Annotated in this window: 19 protein-coding genes; 9 read left to right on the top strand and 10 right to left on the bottom strand. The window is 63.7% G+C overall.

Annotated features, from left to right (window positions below):
• From ABT23_RS03745 to ABT23_RS03710, 8 genes are all read right to left on the bottom strand, one after another.
• Nucleotides 1–217 (bottom strand): UbiA family prenyltransferase (locus ABT23_RS03745; RefSeq protein ID WP_296631392.1); only part of this gene is annotated, 217 nt, incomplete at its 3' end.
• Nucleotides 214–714 (bottom strand): chorismate lyase, encoded by a 501-nt coding sequence (locus tag ABT23_RS03740; RefSeq protein WP_296631389.1) that lies wholly within the window; start codon nucleotides 712–714, stop codon nucleotides 214–216. The genes ABT23_RS03740 and ABT23_RS03745, both read right to left, overlap by 4 nt.
• 76 nt (nucleotides 715–790) lie before the next feature.
• Entirely contained in the window at nucleotides 791–2,827 is a 2,037-nt protein-coding gene (recG, locus tag ABT23_RS03735; protein ID WP_296631385.1) for an ATP-dependent DNA helicase RecG, read from the bottom strand.
• Between the two features lie 9 nt (nucleotides 2,828–2,836).
• The gene (locus ABT23_RS03730; RefSeq protein ID WP_296631383.1) at nucleotides 2,837–3,217 is read right to left on the bottom strand and encodes a RidA family protein; all 381 of its coding nucleotides are present in this window, start codon (nucleotides 3,215–3,217) and stop codon (nucleotides 2,837–2,839) included.
• A gap of 20 nt (nucleotides 3,218–3,237) precedes the next feature.
• Entirely contained in the window at nucleotides 3,238–5,382 is a 2,145-nt protein-coding gene (locus ABT23_RS03725) for a bifunctional (p)ppGpp synthetase/guanosine-3',5'-bis(diphosphate) 3'-pyrophosphohydrolase (protein ID WP_296631380.1), read from the bottom strand.
• Nucleotides 5,383–5,428: 46 nt separating this feature from the next.
• A complete protein-coding gene (gene rpoZ, locus ABT23_RS03720; protein WP_296631378.1) occupies nucleotides 5,429–5,632 on the bottom strand; it encodes a DNA-directed RNA polymerase subunit omega in 204 nt (67 codons plus the stop codon).
• Nucleotides 5,633–5,660: 28 nt separating this feature from the next.
• The gene (gmk, locus tag ABT23_RS03715; RefSeq protein ID WP_296631375.1) at nucleotides 5,661–6,290 is read right to left on the bottom strand and encodes a guanylate kinase; all 630 of its coding nucleotides are present in this window, start codon (nucleotides 6,288–6,290) and stop codon (nucleotides 5,661–5,663) included.
• 16 nt (nucleotides 6,291–6,306) lie between these two features.
• Nucleotides 6,307–7,173, bottom strand: a complete 867-nt coding sequence (locus ABT23_RS03710; RefSeq protein ID WP_296631373.1) for a YicC/YloC family endoribonuclease — start codon at nucleotides 7,171–7,173, stop codon at nucleotides 6,307–6,309.
• Between the two features lie 113 nt (nucleotides 7,174–7,286).
• On the opposite strand from ABT23_RS03710, the gene ABT23_RS03705 reads away from it, so the two are divergent.
• The 5 genes from ABT23_RS03705 to hemW all read left to right on the top strand — a co-directional run bounded on the left by ABT23_RS03705 (nucleotide 7,287) and on the right by hemW (nucleotide 11,964).
• Entirely contained in the window at nucleotides 7,287–8,231 is a 945-nt protein-coding gene (locus ABT23_RS03705; RefSeq protein WP_018508470.1) for a serine/threonine-protein kinase, read from the top strand.
• 247 nt (nucleotides 8,232–8,478) lie between these two features.
• The gene (locus ABT23_RS03700; protein ID WP_296631370.1) at nucleotides 8,479–9,387 is read left to right on the top strand and encodes a protein phosphatase 2C domain-containing protein; all 909 of its coding nucleotides are present in this window, start codon (nucleotides 8,479–8,481) and stop codon (nucleotides 9,385–9,387) included.
• Nucleotides 9,388–9,477: 90 nt separating this feature from the next.
• Nucleotides 9,478–10,206, top strand: coding sequence for a ribonuclease PH (gene rph, locus ABT23_RS03695; protein WP_296631368.1), 729 nt, complete (start codon nucleotides 9,478–9,480; stop codon nucleotides 10,204–10,206).
• A complete protein-coding gene (gene rdgB, locus ABT23_RS03690; RefSeq protein WP_296631366.1) occupies nucleotides 10,203–10,793 on the top strand; it encodes an RdgB/HAM1 family non-canonical purine NTP pyrophosphatase in 591 nt (196 codons plus the stop codon). The genes rph and rdgB overlap by 4 nt, the downstream gene beginning before the upstream one ends.
• On the top strand, nucleotides 10,786–11,964 hold the full coding sequence (gene hemW, locus ABT23_RS03685; RefSeq protein ID WP_296631363.1) for a radical SAM family heme chaperone HemW: 1,179 nt from the start codon (nucleotides 10,786–10,788) through the stop codon (nucleotides 11,962–11,964). The genes rdgB and hemW overlap by 8 nt, the downstream gene beginning before the upstream one ends.
• A gap of 21 nt (nucleotides 11,965–11,985) precedes the next feature.
• Here hemW and ABT23_RS03680 read toward each other — a convergent pair whose 3' ends face one another.
• Both ABT23_RS03680 and ABT23_RS03675 read right to left on the bottom strand, forming a co-directional pair.
• On the bottom strand, nucleotides 11,986–14,580 hold the full coding sequence (locus ABT23_RS03680) for a PAS domain S-box protein (protein WP_296631360.1): 2,595 nt from the start codon (nucleotides 14,578–14,580) through the stop codon (nucleotides 11,986–11,988).
• Between the two features lie 162 nt (nucleotides 14,581–14,742).
• Nucleotides 14,743–15,465 carry an rRNA pseudouridine synthase gene (locus ABT23_RS03675; protein WP_296631357.1) on the bottom strand — a complete coding sequence of 241 codons (723 nt, stop codon included), beginning with the start codon at nucleotides 15,463–15,465 and terminating at the stop codon, nucleotides 14,743–14,745.
• A gap of 168 nt (nucleotides 15,466–15,633) precedes the next feature.
• Here ABT23_RS03675 and ABT23_RS03670 point away from each other — a divergent pair, with 168 nt between their 5' ends.
• From ABT23_RS03670 to ABT23_RS03655, 4 genes are read left to right on the top strand one after another with little or no spacing between them, the layout of a single operon-like run.
• On the top strand, nucleotides 15,634–16,422 hold the full coding sequence (locus tag ABT23_RS03670) for a dienelactone hydrolase family protein (RefSeq protein WP_296631354.1): 789 nt from the start codon (nucleotides 15,634–15,636) through the stop codon (nucleotides 16,420–16,422).
• Nucleotides 16,415–17,062: a GTP cyclohydrolase I FolE gene (folE, locus tag ABT23_RS03665; protein ID WP_296631351.1), complete on the top strand. Its 648-nt coding sequence runs from the start codon at nucleotides 16,415–16,417 to the stop codon at nucleotides 17,060–17,062. The genes ABT23_RS03670 and folE overlap by 8 nt, the downstream gene beginning before the upstream one ends.
• 55 nt (nucleotides 17,063–17,117) lie before the next feature.
• Complete coding sequence (locus ABT23_RS03660; protein ID WP_296631349.1) at nucleotides 17,118–17,243, top strand: hypothetical protein; 126 nt, start codon at nucleotides 17,118–17,120, stop codon at nucleotides 17,241–17,243.
• A 51-nt stretch (nucleotides 17,244–17,294) separates the two neighbouring features.
• The gene (locus ABT23_RS03655; RefSeq protein ID WP_296631346.1) at nucleotides 17,295–17,804 is read left to right on the top strand and encodes an isoprenylcysteine carboxylmethyltransferase family protein; all 510 of its coding nucleotides are present in this window, start codon (nucleotides 17,295–17,297) and stop codon (nucleotides 17,802–17,804) included.
• Nucleotides 17,805–17,930 lie beyond the last annotated feature (126 nt).

Genomic DNA, 17,930 nt, shown 5'->3' with positions numbered 1-17,930 from the left:
GGTCGAAATCGCGGTCGGCATAGTCGTTCATGACGCAGCCGGCCGAACGCATCAGTACGACGCCCATGACGAAAATCCACAGGATCAGCCAGCTTGGGCTGCCGTTGCTGGCAAGCCATTGCGCCCACAGCGTCGGCCACATCAGCAGCAGGATGCCGATCGGCTTGTCGAGCCGCATCAGTTTTTCGTAATGGGACAGGCGTTCGGTCAGGGTCATGGCGTGTCGATGGTGGGCAGAAAGACTTCGGTCACCAGGAGCGGATGGCGGTTGAGGCAGAAAATGGAGCGGCGCGCCCACAAGCTGCTGGCGGCCACCGCCTGCTGCCTGGCCGCAGCGCGAAAGAGCGGGTGGTCGTTCCGCACGCGGCGATAGGCCAGGGGCTGGCGTTCGATGCGATGGTCGCTGAACAGGGCTTCACCGAGCGAACGACTGCCGAGTCGCGTGATGCCGTTCCAGCCGCCGCGCAGGCCGGCGGACGGCAACACACTGTGGGCAAACACCACCGGCACGTCATTGCACAGCAGCAGGACTTCGCGTACATAGACGCGGGTGCCAGGCGCCACGCCAAGCAGCGCGTATTCGTCGGCGTTGGCACGTGCCAGCCCGGTCTCGAGCGGCACCACGCGAAACGATGTACAGCGTGATTTCAGGCGTTGGGTCAGCGAACCGTGGTCGCTAAGCCAGGTGCGCAGGGAGCGAGAATGGGTGGGCAAGCCAGCCCTGCCGGGAATCGAGCACGGCGAACCGTTCATCATGTGGAAAGTCGGCATTATGCCGCAGCGACGGCATCTAGATCGACGTCAGTGCCTGCCGCTGGCCGATCCATCGCTCCATGTGGCGCGCAGCGATGTCGGGGTGGTGGGCCAGGCAGCGTTGCGCCAGATCGCGCGCGGCTTCCAGCAGCGCGACGTCGCGTTCCAGGTCGGCGAAGCGCAGCATCGGCAGGCCGCTCTGGCGGTGCCCGAGCAATTCTCCTGGCCCGCGCAGCAGCAGGTCCTGGCGCGCGATCTCGAAGCCGTCGGTGAGCTCGAAAATGACCTTGAGCCGCGCGCGTGCCAGCTCCGACAGTGGCGTTTCGTACAGCAGCACGCATACCGATTCGCGGCTGCCGCGCCCGACCCGTCCGCGTAGCTGATGCAGTTGGGCGAGCCCCATGCGCTCGGCATGCTCGATCACCATCAGTGCGGCATTGGGCACGTCGACGCCGACTTCGATCACCGTGGTGGCCACCAGCAGGTCGATTGCGTGTGTCTGAAAAGCGGCCATCACGGCCTGCTTCTCGTCAGGTTTCAGCCGCCCGTGTACCAGGCCGATGCGCAGCTCCGGCAACTGTTCCGTCAACGTTGCATAGGTATCCTGCGCAGTCTGCAACTGCAGCTTCTCCGACTCCTCGATCAGCGGACATACCCAGTAGGCCTGGCCACCGGCGAGACAGGCTTCGCGCACGCGCGCCAGCACGTCGTCGCGGCGCGCGGCACTCACTAATTTGGTGACGATAGGCGTGCGGCCCGGCGGCAGTTCGTCGACCACCGAGACGTCGAGGTCGGCAAAGAAGCTCATCGCCAGCGTGCGCGGGATCGGCGTCGCGCTCATCATCAACTGGTGCGGTTCCGTACCCTTCTGCATCAGCGCCAGCCGCTGGCCGACGCCGAAACGATGCTGCTCGTCGACCACCGCCACCCCCAGCCGCTGAAAACTGCCGGCTTCCTGGAACAGCGCGTGGGTGCCGAATGCGAGGTCGGCTTCGCCCGCGGCGATCGCCTGCCAGGCGGCAGTGCGTTCCGACTTGCGCTGGCTGCCCGATATCCAGGCGCAGCGCACGCCCAAGGGTGACAGGAGCGGCGCCAATTTGCGGAAATGCTGCTCGGCGAGGATCTCGGTCGGTGCCATGAAGGCGGCCTGGAAGCCGTTTTCGATCGCCTGCAGGCAGGCCAGTGCCGCCACCACGGTCTTGCCGCTGCCGACGTCGCCCTGCAACAGGCGGCGCATGGGATGCGGCTGTGCCAGATCGACGCTGATCTCCTGCCAGGTGCGCGCCTGTGCGGCAGTCAGCGCAAACGACAATGCGCGGGTGAACGCGCTCGTCAGGTGCTGACGCGCGGGCAAGGGGTGGGTCGCGCGCGAGGTACGCTGCTGGCGCGCGGTCGCCAGCGACAGCTGCTGTGCCAGCAGTTCGTCGAAGGCGAGCCGCTGCCAGGCGGGATGGCGACGCGATTCCAGATCGCTTACCGCACATTCGAGCGGCGGCTGGTGCAGCAGGCGGATGCTGGCTTCCAGTTCCGGCAGATCAAGCTTTGCCAGCCAGTCGGCGGGCAGGGTATCCGCGATCGGTGCCGCCAGCGCCCGTTCGACCAGCTTGCGCAGCGTGGCCTGTCCGAGGCCGGCGGTGGTCGGGTAGACGGGCGTCAGTTGCGTCGGCAGGGGCGTGGCGTCGTCGGCCTTGGCGAAGCGCGGATGCACCATCTCCAGCCCGAGAAACCCGCCGCGGACCTCGCCGTTGAAACGGAAACTCGCGCCCGGCTGGAACAGCTTGAGATGGCTGGGGTAGAAATTCAGGAAGCGGACGCCGAGCACGCCGCCGGCGTCCTCCACCGTCACCGTCAGCATGCGGCGCGGCCGGTAGGCGACGCTGGCCTCGCGCACCACCGCCTGCACCTGCGCCGTTTCGCCCGGCAACAGGTCGCGGATCGGTGTGATGCGGGTTTCGTCCTCCCAGCGCAACGGCAGGTGCAGTACCAGGTCGGCGTCGCGGGCGAGGCCCAGTTTGGCGAGTTTGGCGGCGAGGGCCGGACTGACCGGGAAGGAAAACGGCGAGGCCGTTTTCAAGGTGGCAATTTAACCGGTCACCATCACGGCATCAGCCTCGACCAGCGCACCACGCGGCAGCGCCGCAACCCCGACCGCGGCGCGCGCCGGATAGGGCTGGCTGAAGTAGGTCGCCATGATTTCGTTGACTCTGGGGAAGTGGCCGAGGTCGGTGAGAAAGACGTTGAGCTTGACCACGTCGGCCAGCGAGCCGCCTGCCGCAGTTGCAACGGCGGCCAGATTCTTGAACACCTGGTGGATCTGCGCGTCGATGCCGTCGACCAGCTGCATCGTGACAGAATCGAGCCCGATCTGACCGGACATGTACACGGTGTGGTCGACGCGTACGGCCTGCGAGTAGGTGCCGATCGCGGCCGGTGCGTCGGCGGTCTGGATGATGCTTTTGTTCATACTGGATTCCTGGAGCCTGATTATTGAGATTGTGCTGCGCGGCCGTCCTTCTTGCCCTTGATACGAAAAATCCGCACCACGTCCGGCAGTACGCGCAAGCCGCGCATGACGCGTGCGAGGTGCATGCGGTTTTCCACCTGCACGGTGAAGAACAGCACGGTATAGGGGCTGCCGTCCTCCTCCTCCATCGCGACGTTGCCGATGTTGGAGCCGTGTTCGGCGATCGCCGCCGCGACCTTGGCCAGCACGCCGCGCTGGTTGCCGACGACGACCTTGATCGAGACGTCGAACATGTGGCCAGGTTCGGCTTCCCATTCGACATCCAGCCATTTGTCGGGGTCGGTGCGGAAGGCGCGAATCGACGGGCAGTCGTGAGTATGGATGATGAGGCCGCGTTCCTTGTGGATGAAGCCGAGAATGGGATCGCCGGGAATCGGGTGGCAGCATTGCGCCAGCTCGACCGCGATGCCTTCGGTGCCGCGGATGCTGATGGCATGGGGATGCGCCGGCTCGCCGGTTTTCTCGCCCTGCACGTGCAGCAACTGGTGCGCGACCACCAGCGGCAATTTCCGGCCCAGGCCGATCCCGGCGAACAGTTCCTGCCGGTTTTGCAGGCCGTAGTCCTTGACCACACGCTCCCACACCGCTGGGTCGGGCGCGGTCGCCTCCGGATTGAGCGCGGCAATGGCGTGGTTGAGCAGGCGCTCGCCCAGCGCCGCCGCCTCTTCCACGCGCGTGTTGCGCAGGTAGTTGCGGATGTGCGAGCGTGCCTTGCCGGTGACGACGAAATTGAGCCAGGCCGCATTGGGACTGGCGTTGGACGCCGTAAGAATCTCGACGTGGTCGCCGTTCCGGAGCTGGGTACGCAGCGGCATCAGCTCGTAGTTGATCTTCACCGCGATGCAGTGGCGGCCGACGTCGGTATGCACGGCAAAGGCGAAGTCTACCGCCGTGGCGCCGCGCGGCAGCGCCATGATCTTGCCCTTGGGGGTGAACACATAGACTTCGTCAGGGAACAGGTCGACTTTTATATGTTCCAGGAATTCCGGCGAATCGCCGTGATCGGCCTGGATGTCGAGCAGCGACTGCAGCCATCGGTGGGTACGCGTCTGCACGTCGTTCAGCGCCGCGTCCGCCGACTTGTACATCCAGTGCGAGGCGACGCCCGACTCGGCCAGCCGGTTCATGTCGGTGGTGCGGATCTGGATCTCGATCGGCGTGCCGTTGGGGCCGAACAGGATGGAATGCAGCGACTGGTAGCCGTTGGCCTTGGGAATCGCGATGTAGTCCTTGAACTTGCCGGGGATCGGCTTGTACAGCGCATGCAGGGCGCCCAGCGCCAGATAGCAGCTCGGCTGGTCGCGCACCACCACGCGGAAGCCGTAGATGTCGAACACCTCGGAGAAGGCCAGGTTCTTCTCCTGCATCTTGCGGTAGATGCTGTAGAGGTGCTTCTCGCGTCCCGTGATGGTGGCTTCGATTTTGCACTGATCGAGTTTTTCCTGCATCGCGAGCTTGACCTTCTCGACCAGCTCGCGGCGGTTGCCGCGCGCCGCTTTCACGGCCTTGGCCAGCACCTGGTAGCGATTGGGGTGGCTGTAGCGGAAGCCGAGGTCTTCCAGCTCCTGGTAGACCGAGTGCAGACCCAGCCGATTGGCGATCGGCGCGTAGATTTCAAGGGTTTCGGTGGCGATGCGGCGCCGTTTCTCGGCCGGCATCGCGCCCATGGTGTGCATGTTGTGCGTGCGGTCGGCCAGCTTGACCAGGATCACCCGCACGTCCTGCGCCATCGCCAGCAGCATCTTGCGGAAATTCTCCGCCTGCGCGTGCTGCTCGGAGGCGAAGGCGAGCTTGTCGAGCTTGGAGACCCCCTCGACCAGCAGCGCGACCGGCTTGCCGAAGCGCGCCTCGATTTCGCTTGCCGTGGCCGGCGTGTCTTCCACCACATCGTGCAGCAGCGCGGCGCACAGGGTCTGCGCGTCAAGATGCCAGCCGGCGAGGATGCCGGCGACGGCAAGCGGATGGGAGATGTAGGGTTCGCCGCTCTTGCGGAACTGGCCTTCGTGGGCGCGGCGGCTGAATTCGTAGGCGTCTTCGATGGTCCCGACTTCGTCCGCCGGCAGGTAGGCCAGGTCCGGACGCAGCGATTCGAACTCGTGCGTCATCGGCGGCGCGCGGCGTGCGTGCGCCGGTTGTCGTGCAGGCGAGGGATCAGGCGCGGCCCCGGTTGAGGATCTCACGGCCGACCTTGCCCGCAGCGATTTCGCGCAATGCGGTGACGATGGGTTTGTCCTTCGATTCGACCATCGGTTGCGAGCCTTGCGCCAGCTGGCGGGCGCGGTAGGTCACGGCGAGCGTCAACTCGAAGCGGTTGGGGAACATCTCGATGCAGTCATCAACGGTAATGCGGGCCATATGGATACTCCAGCTTCAGGGGTGGTACTCAGATACGTCGGAATTCCTCGAACAGCGCGGTATGCCGCTTGAGCTGGCGCGCCGCTTCGAGGCGAATGCTGCGGGTGATCGCGACCAGGTCCTGCAGGGCATGGTCGAAGTCATCGTTCACGATTATATAGTCGAACGCATCGGCATGAGCGACGTCGTGGGCGGCGGCGGCCAAGCGGCGTTCGATCACTTCGTCGCTATCCTGGCCGCGCCCGGCCAGACGGGTGCGCAACGCATTGAACGACGGCGGCAGGATGAAAATCGACGCGGATTGCGGAAAATGCTGCCGCACCTGCCCGGCGCCCTGCCAGTCGATCTCCAGCAGAACGTCGCGGCCGGCGTTGAGATCGCGGCCGATGCTGCCTTTCGAGGTGCCATAGAAATTGCCGTATACCTCGGCGTGTTCGAGAAATTCGCCTTCGGCCAGCATGATTTCGAAGCGTTCGTGGTTCACGAAATGGTAGTCGCGGCCGTCGGTTTCGCCCGGGCGCGGGGGGCGGGTCGTGTAGGACACCGACAGGCGGATGCCGGGGTCGGTTTTTAGCAGTGCCTTGACCAGACTGGTCTTGCCGGCACCTGACGGGGCGCTGACGATGTAAAGCACGCCTTCGCTGGAGAGAGGGGTCATGGTTGTTTTCCGGTTGTCATTCAATGTTCTGGATCTGCTCGCGCATCTGTTCGATCAGCACCTTGAGTTCGAGCGATACGCGCGAGGTTTCCACCGCAACCGATTTCGATCCCAGGGTATTGGCTTCACGATGCAGTTCCTGCATCAGGAAATCGAGCCGCTTGCCGGCCGCACCGGCCTGATTCAGCACGCGGCGAACCTCGGCAAAGTGGGTGGTGAGGCGCGAGCATTCCTCGTCGATATCGGCTTTCTGCGCCGCCAGCGCGACTTCCTGCGCCAGCCGTTCGTGGCCGGCCTCGCCCAGGGCCTCGCGCAGGCGTTCCGCCAGCTTGTCGCGCTGGGCGGCCGCCAGCGCGGGCAGCAGAGGCTGCAGGCCGGCCACCTGCGCTTCGGCGGAGGCCAGGCGGTCGAGAATGTGCTGTTTCAGCTTGGCGCCTTCGCGCTGGCGGCTCTCCACCAGTTCGTCCAATGTGGCGCGCATCCCCGTCAGTGCCGCTTCGTTCAGCGCTTCCTGGGACAGGGCGCCGGATTGCATGGCGCCAGGCCAGCGCAGGATCTCGTTGACGGAAAGCGGTACGCTGCCGGGCAGGCGCTGCAGGACGTCCGTCTGCCAGTGCGCCAGCCGCTCAAGAATGTCCGGGTTTAGGCCGTTATCCAGCGAGGCGGCGGGAAGCATAGCGAGACCGATGCGGCACTCCACCTTGCCACGCGCCATACGCTGCTGGATCAGTTCGCGCAGTTGCGGTTCCAGGGCACGGAATTCGTCGGCCAGGCGAAAATGCAGTTCGAGGTAGCGCTGGTTGACGCTGCGCAGGTCGATATTGACGCTGGCGTGGTCGAGATTGAGGCTGTGGGCGGCGAACCCGGTCATGCTGGTGGTCATGAAGGATGGTCAAATAAGTTATTGGGTGATTGAGAATGGTGCCGGCATGCAACCGGTAGTGGATTTTGCCGGCTTTGCCAGCTAGAAATAGAAAAGATAATAGACGTTCGATTATGGCGACTCAACCCAATCAGGCGCTTCCCAACGGATACCGGCTCAACGAATACACCATCGTGCGCAAAATCGGCGGGGGTGGCTTCAGTATGGTCTATCTGGCGCGCGATGACGCCAACCAGTCGGTGGCGATCAAGGAATACCTGCCGGGCGCGCTGGTGCTGCGTACCGAAGGGTCGGTCATCGTCCAGGCCAACTCGACCGAAAACAACAACATCTTCCGCCACGGCATGAAGTGCTTCTTCGAGGAAGGCCGGGCGCTGGCGCTGATCGACCATCCGAATGTCGTGCGCGTGATCAACTTCTTCCGCGCCAACGACACCGTGTACATGGTGATGCGCTTCGAGCGTGGAAAAACGCTGCAGCAGCATATCCAGGCCAATCGCGGTTCCATCCGCGAAAGCTTCATCCGCCGCGTGTTCGCGCAGCTGCTGAATGGCCTGCGCGAGGTGCATACGCATAAATTGCTGCACCTCGACATCAAGCCATCCAACCTCTACATCCGCCTGGACGGCTCGCCGGTGCTGATCGACTTCGGCGCGGCGCGGCAGACGCTGACCCAGGAGGAAAGCAAGCTGCAGCCCATGTACACGCCCGGCTTTGCCGCCCCCGAGCAATACCACAACCGCGAGCGGCTGGGACCGTGGACCGATATCTACAGCGTCGGCGCCAGCCTGTATGCATGCCTGGCCGGCTATCCGCCGCAGGCGGCCGAGGCGCGGCTGCTCAACGACAAGCTGGTGCCGGCGACGGTGAACTGGCGCGGCGCCTATTCCGACCAGTTGCTGGAAACCGTCGATCAGTGCCTCAAGCTCAACTACATGGAGCGCCCGCAAAGCGTGTTCAGCCTGCAGAAAGTGCTGATGGATCGCAGCGCCATGACGCCGCCGCGGTCTTCGTTGCTTTCCAGCATCAAGCGTTCACTGAACCGCGAATTGTTCTAAAGTATTGAACCTGGAAACTTCAGTTGACCGCTTTAACCCTACGAAATGTTGCATGGATATTGATTCTTTCGCCTTCGATAACCCCCCCCGACCGGCTGAGCCCGCTACGCACCCGATGACACGCCCGGTCGAGCGCCTGCCTTTGTCGCTCGTCGTTGCGGGCATGAGCCTGCCGCCTCCTTGCTTCGCGGCAGCCACCCGCCCGGACGCACCATCGGGCGCGCCCAACTGAGGTTTTCAGGTTGAGATGAAATTCACCATTTACCAGGCGTCGCGTCAGGGCGGACGCAAGAACAACCAGGACCGGGTCGCCTATTCTTACAGCCGCGAGGCCCTGCTGATGGTGGTGGCCGACGGCATGGGCGGCCACATGCACGGCGAGATCGCCGCGCAGATCGCGGTGCAGACGCTGACCGACCAGTTCCAGAAAATGGCCAAGCCGCGCCTGGACGACCCGATGGCGTTCCTGGCCGACACCACGACGCGTGCGCATTTCGCCATCAACGATTACGCGGTCGAGCAGGATCTGCTGGAAATTCCCCACACCACGGTCGTCGCCGCCGTGGTGCAGGACAACATGGCCTATTGGGCGCACGTGGGCGATTCGCGCCTGTATCTGTTCAGCGACGGCAACCTGATCGCGCGCACCGAGGATCACACGGCCGTCGCCCAGCTGGTGCGCGACGGCATCATCAGCGAGGAAGAGGCGGGCCACCATCCGGAACGCAACAAGGTGTCCAACTGCCTGGGCGGCTACATGACGCCGCAGGTGGAGTGCAGCGCACCGATTCCGTTGCACGACGCCGACACCATGCTGCTGTGCACCGACGGCATCTGGGGCATGATCAACATCCCGGAAGTGTCGGCTCTGCTGCATGCCTACACGCTGGAAGACGCGGTGCGCCACCTGATGGATCACGCCGAATTTCGCGGCGGCGAACACGGCGACAATCTCAGTCTCATTGCCATGACCTGGGGCGAGGCGCGCATGCCGAGCAAGGATTCCATTTCCACCCTGGCGCTGCCGGACGGCGGTGTCACGACCCAGATCAACGCGATGCGTCCGCTGCATGGCACGCCGGCCGTGTCGGACGACGAGATCGAACGTGCCATCGCCGAAATCCAGCAGGCCATCCAAAAAATCTCCGCCAAATAAGTCGTTACTGCGGTGGCCGGGACGGTACCGGCAACACGCCCGGCAGGCTTGACGCGGTAAAATCGCGTTTTCCATTTTGAACAGGCCACCATGTCCGATCCGACCCGTCCCAGCGGACGCACGCCCGATGCGCTGCGCACGCTTTCGTTCACCCGCAAGTTCACCAAGCACGCCGAAGGCTCGGTGCTGGTCGCCATGGGCGATACCCGTGTACTGTGCACCGCCAGCGTGCTCGACAGGATCCCGCCGCACAAGAAGGGGAGCGGCGAAGGCTGGGTGACGGCCGAATACGGCATGCTGCCGCGTTCCACCCACACCCGCACCGACCGTGAGGCTGCGCGCGGCAAACAGTCCGGCCGCACCCAGGAAATCCAGCGCCTGATCGGACGCAGTCTGCGTGCGGTGGTCGACCTAAAAAAACTCGGCGAGCGCACCCTGCACATCGACTGCGACGTGCTGCAGGCCGACGGGGGTACCCGCTGCGCCAGTATTTGCGGCGCCCATGTGGCGGTGGCCGACGCAATCGCCGGTCTGCTCGCTGACGGCAAACTGGTCGAGACGCCGCTGACTGACAGCATCGCCGCCGTCTCGGTCGGCGTCTACCAGGGCCAGCCGGTGCTCGACCTGGATTATCTCGAAGACTCCGGCTGCGACACCGACATGAACGTAGTGATGACCGGCAGCGGCGGCATCGTCGAGGTGCAGGGCACGGCCGAGGGCGCGCCGTTCTCCCGTGCCACGCTGGAGGCATTGCTCGATCTCGCTACCGCAGGCATTGGCCAGATTACCGCAGCCCAACAGAAGGCACTGGCATCATGAAGAAACTGGTCATCGCCTCGGGCAATCCGGGCAAGCTGCGCGAAATTGCGCGTATCCTCGAACCGCTCGCAATCGAAGCGGCGCCGCAGTCCGATTTTGGCGTCCCCGAATGCCCCGAGCCACACGTCACGTTTATTGAAAACTGCCTGGCCAAGGCGCGCCATGCCAGCGCACACACCGGCCTGCCGGCGCTGGCGGACGACTCCGGTATCTGTGTCGAGGCGCTGAACGGTGCGCCTGGTGTGTATTCCGCACGCTATGCCGGCGAGCCGAAGTCCGACGCGCGCAACAACGAAAAGCTCATCGCCGCCCTGCAGGGGCAGCCCAACCGCTGCGCCCACTACTATTGCGTGATGGTGCTGGTGCGTTATGCCGACGACCCCGAGCCGCTCATTGCCGAGGGGCGCTGGCACGGCGAGATCATCGACACGCCGCGTGGCGAGAATGGCTTCGGCTACGACCCGTATTTCCTGCTGCCCCAGTTTGGGAAAACCGGTGCCGAACTCGGCGAAGACGAGAAAAACGCCATTTCGCATCGCGGCCAGGCCTTGCGCGAACTGGCCGACAAGCTGAAACGGCTTGGCTGAAACCGTCATCCGCTTATTCAACGGCGGCCTGACAACCCAGCCGCCGCTGTCGCTCTACATCCACCTGCCGTGGTGCGTGAAGAAGTGCCCGTATTGCGACTTCAACTCGCACGCCGCGCAGACCCTTCCGGAAGCCGCCTACATCGACGCGTTGCTGCTCGACCTCGAACGCGCTCTGCCCGACATCTGGGGGCGAAAAATCCACACGGTGTTCTTCGGCGGCGGCACTCCCAGTCTGTTTTCTGCGGAGGGGATCGACCGTATCCTCACCGGCGTACGCACCCTGACGCAATTGATGCCCGGTGCGGAAATCACCTTGGAAGCCAACCCCGGCACGGTGGAGGCCGACAAGTTCGCCGGTTTCCGCGAAGCGGGCGTGACGCGCGTCTCGCTCGGCATCCAGAGCTTCAACCCGCGTCATCTGCGGGCGCTCGGGCGCATTCACGATGACAGCGAAGCGCGCCGCGCGGCCGAACTCGCCGCCACGCATTTCGACACCTTCAATCTCGACCTGATGTTCGCCCTGCCGGGGCAGACGCTGGCCGAGGCGCTGGCCGACATCGATACCGCGCTCAGTTTCGAGCCGCCGCACCTGTCGGCCTACCACCTCACACTCGAACCCAACACGCCGTTCGGCCATGCCGCACCGCCCAACTTGCCCGACGACGATCTCGCCGCCGACATGCAGATGGCTATCGAATCCAGGCTGAATGAAGCCGGCATGCAACATTACGAAACCTCGGCTTATACGCGGCCGCATCATGCCAGTCGCCACAACCTGAACTACTGGCAGTTCGGTGATTACCTGGGTATCGGGGCCGGTGCGCACAGCAAGCTGTCGTTCCACGACCGCATCATTCGCCAGATGCGTACCAAGCATCCGCAGCAATACCTGAACGCGATCAAGGCGGGTACCCATATTGCCGACGCTCGCACGCTTACGCGCGATGACCTGCCGTTCGAGTTCATGATGAACGCACTGCGCCTCAACGAGGGTGTGCCCGCCGCACTGTTCGAGGCGCGTACCGGGCTGCCGCTGATCGTCTGTGCGGCAGCCCTCGAACATGCGCGGGGCCGCGGGTTGCTGGAAACCGATGCAAGCTGCCTCAAGCCGACCTTGCAGGGGCAGCGGTTCCTGAACGATTTGCTGGCGTTGTTTCTGGCGGCGTAGCGGCGGGCTTTCCCTTGTGAGTCAGGCGCCGGCGAGTTGATAACCGTTGCGGCCGGATTCCTTGACCGCGTACATCGCCGTGTCGGCGCGTTTCATCAGGTCGCGGGCGTCGTCTTCGCCGTTGACGGGATGGATGGCGATGCCGATGCTCGTCTCGATGGCAATCCGGTGGGCGCCGATTTCGGCCGGGATGCGAAAGGATTCGATGATCTTCTCGGCCACCCGGGTGGCGTCTTCGGGATGGTGGATTTCGGTCAGGACGATGATGAATTCGTCTCCACCCTGACGCGATACGATATCTCCCTTCCGCACGCAGTTGCTCAGCCTTGCGGCCACCACCTTGAGCAACTGATCCCCAATGTCGTGCCCCAGGTTGTCGTTGACCTGCTTGAACCGGTCGAGATCCAGGAACATCACCGCAAGCGATCTGCCGTAGCGTTTCGCCTGGATGAGCGCCCAGTCGAGTTTCTCGAGCAGAAACCGGCGGTTGGGAAGATTCGTCAGCGTGTCGTAATAGGCCAGCTGTTGCAGTTGCTCCTGGATCCTCATGCGTTCGGAGATGTCCCGGGACAAGACGATGAAGCGCCGGTCGGCAGGGCTGTCGCCCTGCTTTTTCGCGACGGAAAGCTCGAACCATTTCATGCCTTGCGGCAGATTGAGCGGCATGACCTTGCCGAAAGAACGGCCCCTGTCATCCGCTTCCCGAATCGAGTCCATTGCCACCCTGGCTGAATCGGGCGGGAGCAGCTCGGTGAGCGTCTTGCCAAGCAGCACCTCCTTGGGAGCAGCGAGCAGTTCCGGCGTTTGCGCCCATATGTTGAGGTAGCGGCCGTCCTGATCGACTTCAAACAACAGGTCCGGAATGGCATGAATGACGCCGTCGGTCAGTTCCAGCGCCTGTCTCAGGCGTTGCTCGGATTGCTTGCGTTCCGAGATGTCCTCGACTTGCGCGATGAAGTGCAGGGGCTCGCCTTCGGCATCATGCAGCAGCGAGCCCGTGAGCTGGACCCACACGCTGTCGCCGTTCTTCCGGATGTAGCGTTTTTCCATCTTGTAGAACGGAATGTCGCCTGCAAGCAGTCGCCTCGTATTGTCGAGGTCGGGTCCGATGTCCTCAGGATGGGTGATTTTCTGGAACGTCAGCTTTTCGAGCTCATCCTTTTCATAGCCGACAATCTTGCAAAGCGATTGATTGACCTCCAGGAAATGCCCTTCCAGGGAGACGGTTGCCAGACCTATCGGGGCGTGCTCCAGGATGTCCCGGATGTGCGCCTCGTTTTCTCTCAGCGCGCGCTCCATCTCCTTTCGCCGGGTGATGTCGCGCGACACGCCGCGATAGCCGACCAGATTTCCGGACGCATCCGTGAGCGGCAGCGCACTGGTCTCGACAATCACGATATGCCCGTCGCGATGGACCCGCTGGGTCTCGACCTGATCGAGCGGCGCGCGCAGTTCGGCACATGACAGGATGCGCTCGCTCTGGCTCCGCGCCTCTTCCAGAGGCATCAGGTCGAACGGCGTTTTTCCGATCAGTTCCTCCGGGCTGTAGCCAAAAAGCTCGCGGACCCTGGGGCTGACATAGGTGTAGTGGAAATTGGCGTCGGTTTCCCATATCCAGTCCACGGTGGTTTCCACCAGGTCGCGGAATCGTTCTTCGCTTTCATGCAGTGCCTGCGCCGTCCGTTTGCGCTCGGTGATGTCACGCAGGATGCTGTAATAAGCCTCCTTGCCATCCAGTTCGATGATGATCGTGCTGATCTCCACGTGGATGATCGAACCGTTCTTGTGCACCTGGGCCGACTCGTATGTGGCATGCCCTTCGCGCTTCACGCGCGCCAGCCGGTGCGCTATTTGATCTGCGTGCTCCGGGGTGACGAATTCGTTCGCCCGACGTCCCAGCATGTCCTCCTTGGCATACCCCAGGCGTCTGTGCGCGATGTGGTTGAGGTCGAGGATCCGGCCGCCTTTGGATAGCAGCATCTTGGAGTCGGTTCCCGCCTCGAACAGCAGCCTGAATTGCTCCTCGCTTCGTTTCAAGGCATCGGTCTGTTGCCTGCGTTCGAGCACGATGCCGACGATGGACGCGGCAATTTCCATCAGCCGCTGCTGGAATGGGGTGGGCATCCGGGTTTCGAAGCCGCTCAGGGCGAAGGTACCCACGGCTTGTCTCCCCTTGGAAAAGATCGGGATCGACCAGCAGGATTGCAGATTGAATTCCTCGGCCAGCGGTTTCAGCCCTTTCCATCTCGGATCGCTGAGCGTGTCTTCCACGTAGACGGGTTCCTGTCGATAGATGGCATTGCCGCAGGAACCGGATTCAGGGCCGGGGCGTAGGCCGTCGAGACGGGCAGCAATTTTCGGAGTCGCACTGGGGGCGGCATGGACATTGAGCACCCCTTTTTCGTCAAGCAGCATGATGGTGGCGATGGAACCCGGCACCATGCCTTCGCCGAGGCGGCAAATCTGGTTGCAAATCTCCCCTTCGTCGATCCCGAGCGCCACTTCCTCGAGGATGGCGCCCTGGAAGCGGATCAAGGTCTCCGCATCGTCCTGACTGGAAAGGCGGCTGTCGGCATGGGGGGTATCGGAGACATTTCCGTCTTTGCTTGGTGCCATGTGTCAAACCTTCTGAAAACTGTCTTGCGGCACGTTTGTGGCTGTTCTAATCAATGAGATTAGCCTACTTGGGTCGGCTTGCGTTCCTCTATGGCGTCCGGACGACTGCCAGGGTGCCGTTGCCATCCCGGTCGCGCAGCAAACAGGCCATGTCGTCGCTGCTCAGAACCGCTCATCGTCCCGTAAATAACGCCATTGCCCGGGCGGCAGCTTTCCCAACGGGATGCGGCCGAGGCGGATGCGTTTCATCGACAGCACCTCGAGGCCGGCGGTTTCGCACATAGATGCAATCTGCCCCGGCAAGGCGCCTTTCAGCGCGACTCGCAAGCGGGTTTCGCTTTGCCAGCTCACCTTGATTGCGGAAGGTACACAGCCATTGAAGGGAATGCCCCGGTTCAACCGCTTGAGCCCGTCGGAGGCAAGCTCGCCGGCGACTTCGACGATGACCTCGTGCTCCACGGTGGCGGCGTCAGCGGTCAGCTTGCGTGCGATGCGCCAGTCCTGGGTGAAGACGACGAGGCCGCTGGCGTCCGTCTCCAGGGGGGCGCACAGGGTCAGTTGGGCGAAATGCTTTTTCAGCGGCCGGATACCGGCGGTGTCTTCGGCCCACAAGGCGGCGGGCGTGAGCAGGCGTGCCGCGGATGGGTCGCCTGCTGCCACGTGATGGCCGGGTGGTTTGTGCAGCAGTATCGTGACGGGTTCGGTCTGCGTGAGATCGGCCTCGGGATCGATCTCGATGCGCTGTTCGGCGACGCGGAAATGCGGTTCCTCGACCACCACGCCGTCCACCCGAACCCAGCCGCCTGCGATGACCAGCTCGGCTTCGCGGCGCGAGCAGCCGCGCAGTTCGGCGACACGTTTGGCGAGGCGGATGGGGTCGGTCATGGTGGTGAGGGCGGGAGAGAGGACGCGAGTTTACCGCCATGTCTGCGCCTTCGACAGCGGCACAAGGCACCTATCCGGGCACGGTTGTTATTGCCGCGCTGTGCAGGGTATGCTTTTGGGCCGCACAACCCGGTCGCCTCGCGCGATCGATCAAACTGGAGACGCCCGATGAAAACCGCACTTGCCCTGTCATTGTTGTTGTTCACTTCATCCGCCCTTGCTGCCGTGATCGGCAAGGATGTCAGCTACAAGGCGGGCGATACCGTCATGAAAGGCTTCCTGGCGTATGACGATGCCGTCAAGGCCAAGCGTGCCGGCGTGCTGGTGGTGCCGGAATGGTGGGGTGCAAACGACTACGCCCGCAAGCGGGCGCGCATGCTGGCGAACGAGGGGTATGTGGCGCTGGTCGTCGACATGTACGGCAATGGCCAGGTTGCCGACAATCCGCAGGATGCCGGGGCGCTGGCCGGCAACATCAACAAGAATCCACCCCTGGCCCTGAGCCGTTTCCAGGCGGCGGAACACTTCCTCGCCAAGCAGCCCAATGTGAAGAAAGGCGAGATTGCCGCGCTGGGCTACTGCTTCGGCGGGGGCGTGGTGCTCAACATGGTGCGGGCCGGCGAACCCCTGAAAGCGGCGATCACCTATCACGGCATCTTGGCGACCGACGTATCGGTGAAGCCGGGCAGCATCAAGACCAAACTGCGCATCTTCACCGGCGAGGCCGATCCGCTCGTGCCGCCCGAGCAGGTCGAGGCGTTCAGGGCGGAAATGGACAACGCCAAGGCCGACTACATGGTGGTGAGCTATCCGGGCGCCAAGCATACTTTCACCAACCGCGAGGCAGACAGCTATGCCGCGCAGTTCGGTCTGCCCCTGAAATACGATCCGGCGGCGGACAAGGACTCCTGGACGCGGACGCTTGAGTTCCTGCGGGCCACCCTCAACAATGACTGAGGCCTGCGACCACGACGATTGTCATGCACCCGCCGGCGGCGGCAGCCTCGGTATTCCGCAGGTCGGGGCATTCGACCCCGCGGCGTTCGAGCGGGCGGTGAACGCCATGCTCGTCGCCTGCGGCGTGGCGCCGGATTCGGTACACACCGGGCGCACGGCCGAACGGGTACGCGAACTGTGGCAGAAACGCCTGCTGGGCGGTTATTCGATTTCGCCCGCCGAGGCGCTGGGCGAGGGCTTTGCCGATGAGCGCGACGACATGGTGGTGGTGCGCGGCATCGCGGTGCACGGCGTATGCCCGCATCATCTGGTGCCGTTTCGCGGGGTGGCGCACGTGGCCTATATCCCGGGCGGACGGCTGCACGGCTTCGGCCGCATTGCACGCATGGTCGACGCCATCGGCCATCGCTTCACCTATCAGGAATGGATGACGCGCGACATCGCCGAGGCGCTGGTGACGCATGGCCGGGCCCAGGGCGCGGCGTGCATCGTCGAGGCCGAGCAACTGTGTCTGTTGCTGGGCGAGGATAGGCGCGGCGACGAGCGCGTCGTCACGCAGGCCTTCAGTGGCAGCTTCCGCAACAGTGACCAGCAGCGCAACGAGTTTCTGCGGGCCGTCGCGCAGCGGGAGTTGCGTTGAGCGATGACGGGGGCCGTTCGGCACACGGCCTGCCGTTTACTGTGGATGGCAGGCCGTGGGCCGACGAAACGCCCGGCCGGATAGCGGGACGCCGCGCGAAGCCATGGCCTTCTTCATTGCCACAGCGTTTCGCGGCTGCCTCGCGCAGCTCGGCCGCTATCTGGATACGCTGAAATGCTGACGCCCGGCCACAAGAATCCTGGCAAGGAGTGACGATGAAATTCGACCTGAAATGGGCGCCACCCACGGCGGCTACACTTACCTGATGGCCAATCGGAACCCCGCGCTGCGTCCGCGTACCCTGATGCTGCCGCCCGCGCCCTATGCGGTCGCCGTGCTGGGCGGCTGGTGGCTGGATCGCCACCAGCTTTCGCTGCCACTGGACTTGGGCGCCGCCACGCGCCCGCTGGGCTGGCTTGCTGTCGGCCTGGGGCTGGCATTGTTCGTATGGACGCTTTGGACCTTTGCGCGGCACCGCACCACGGTCAACCCCTATGGCGGGGCATCGGCCCTGTGCACGGGCGGTCCGTTCCGTTTCAGCCGCAATCCGATCTATCTGGGCGACTGGTTCATCCTGGCCGGCGTGTCGCTTCTGCTGGGGACGGTTTGGCCGCTCGTGTTCGCGCCCCTGATCTGGATCACGATTCGCTTCGGCGTGATCAGGCACGAAGAAGCCCACCTCGAAGCGAAATTCGGCGATGCCTACCGGGACTACACAACCCGTGTCAGGCGTTGGATCTAAACTGCGCCATGCGTCTGCCATGAGCATTCTGCATAGGGTGGGGGGCGGCATTCCCATCAACGGCTTCAAGGTCGAACGCGACTTCTGAGCTGATGAACCGGGCCTGCCGCCCGGACTACAGCAAGA

The sequence above is a fragment of the Thiobacillus sp. SCN 63-57 genome, from assembly GCF_001725555.1.
Taxonomy (GTDB): Bacteria; Pseudomonadota; Gammaproteobacteria; order Burkholderiales; family Thiobacillaceae; genus Thiobacillus.
Note: the sequence above shows the minus strand (reverse complement) of the source record. Positions and strands in the feature narration are given on the sequence as shown.

Bases quoted from the DNA above. Each gene is read 5' to 3' on its own strand.
- ABT23_RS03730 (WP_296631383.1), bottom strand. From the start codon at position 3,217: ATGAACAAAAGCATCATCCAGACCGCCGACGCACCGGCCGCGATCGGC.
- ABT23_RS03725 (WP_296631380.1), bottom strand. From the start codon at position 5,382: ATGACGCACGAGTTCGAATCGCTGCGTCCGGACCTGGCCTACCTGCCG.
- rpoZ (WP_296631378.1), bottom strand. From the start codon at position 5,632: ATGGCCCGCATTACCGTTGATGACTGCATCGAGATGTTCCCCAACCGC.
- gmk (WP_296631375.1), bottom strand. From the start codon at position 6,290: ATGACCCCTCTCTCCAGCGAAGGCGTGCTTTACATCGTCAGCGCCCCG.
- ABT23_RS03710 (WP_296631373.1), bottom strand. From the start codon at position 7,173: ATGACCACCAGCATGACCGGGTTCGCCGCCCACAGCCTCAATCTCGAC.
- ABT23_RS03705 (WP_018508470.1), top strand. From the start codon at position 7,287: ATGGCGACTCAACCCAATCAGGCGCTTCCCAACGGATACCGGCTCAAC.
- ABT23_RS03700 (WP_296631370.1), top strand. From the start codon at position 8,479: ATGAAATTCACCATTTACCAGGCGTCGCGTCAGGGCGGACGCAAGAAC.
- rph (WP_296631368.1), top strand. From the start codon at position 9,478: ATGTCCGATCCGACCCGTCCCAGCGGACGCACGCCCGATGCGCTGCGC.
- rdgB (WP_296631366.1), top strand. From the start codon at position 10,203: ATGAAGAAACTGGTCATCGCCTCGGGCAATCCGGGCAAGCTGCGCGAA.
- ABT23_RS03680 (WP_296631360.1), bottom strand. From the start codon at position 14,580: ATGGCACCAAGCAAAGACGGAAATGTCTCCGATACCCCCCATGCCGAC.
- ABT23_RS03675 (WP_296631357.1), bottom strand. From the start codon at position 15,465: ATGACCGACCCCATCCGCCTCGCCAAACGTGTCGCCGAACTGCGCGGC.
- ABT23_RS03670 (WP_296631354.1), top strand. From the start codon at position 15,634: ATGAAAACCGCACTTGCCCTGTCATTGTTGTTGTTCACTTCATCCGCC.
- folE (WP_296631351.1), top strand. From the start codon at position 16,415: ATGACTGAGGCCTGCGACCACGACGATTGTCATGCACCCGCCGGCGGC.
- ABT23_RS03655 (WP_296631346.1), top strand. From the start codon at position 17,295: ATGGGCGCCACCCACGGCGGCTACACTTACCTGATGGCCAATCGGAAC.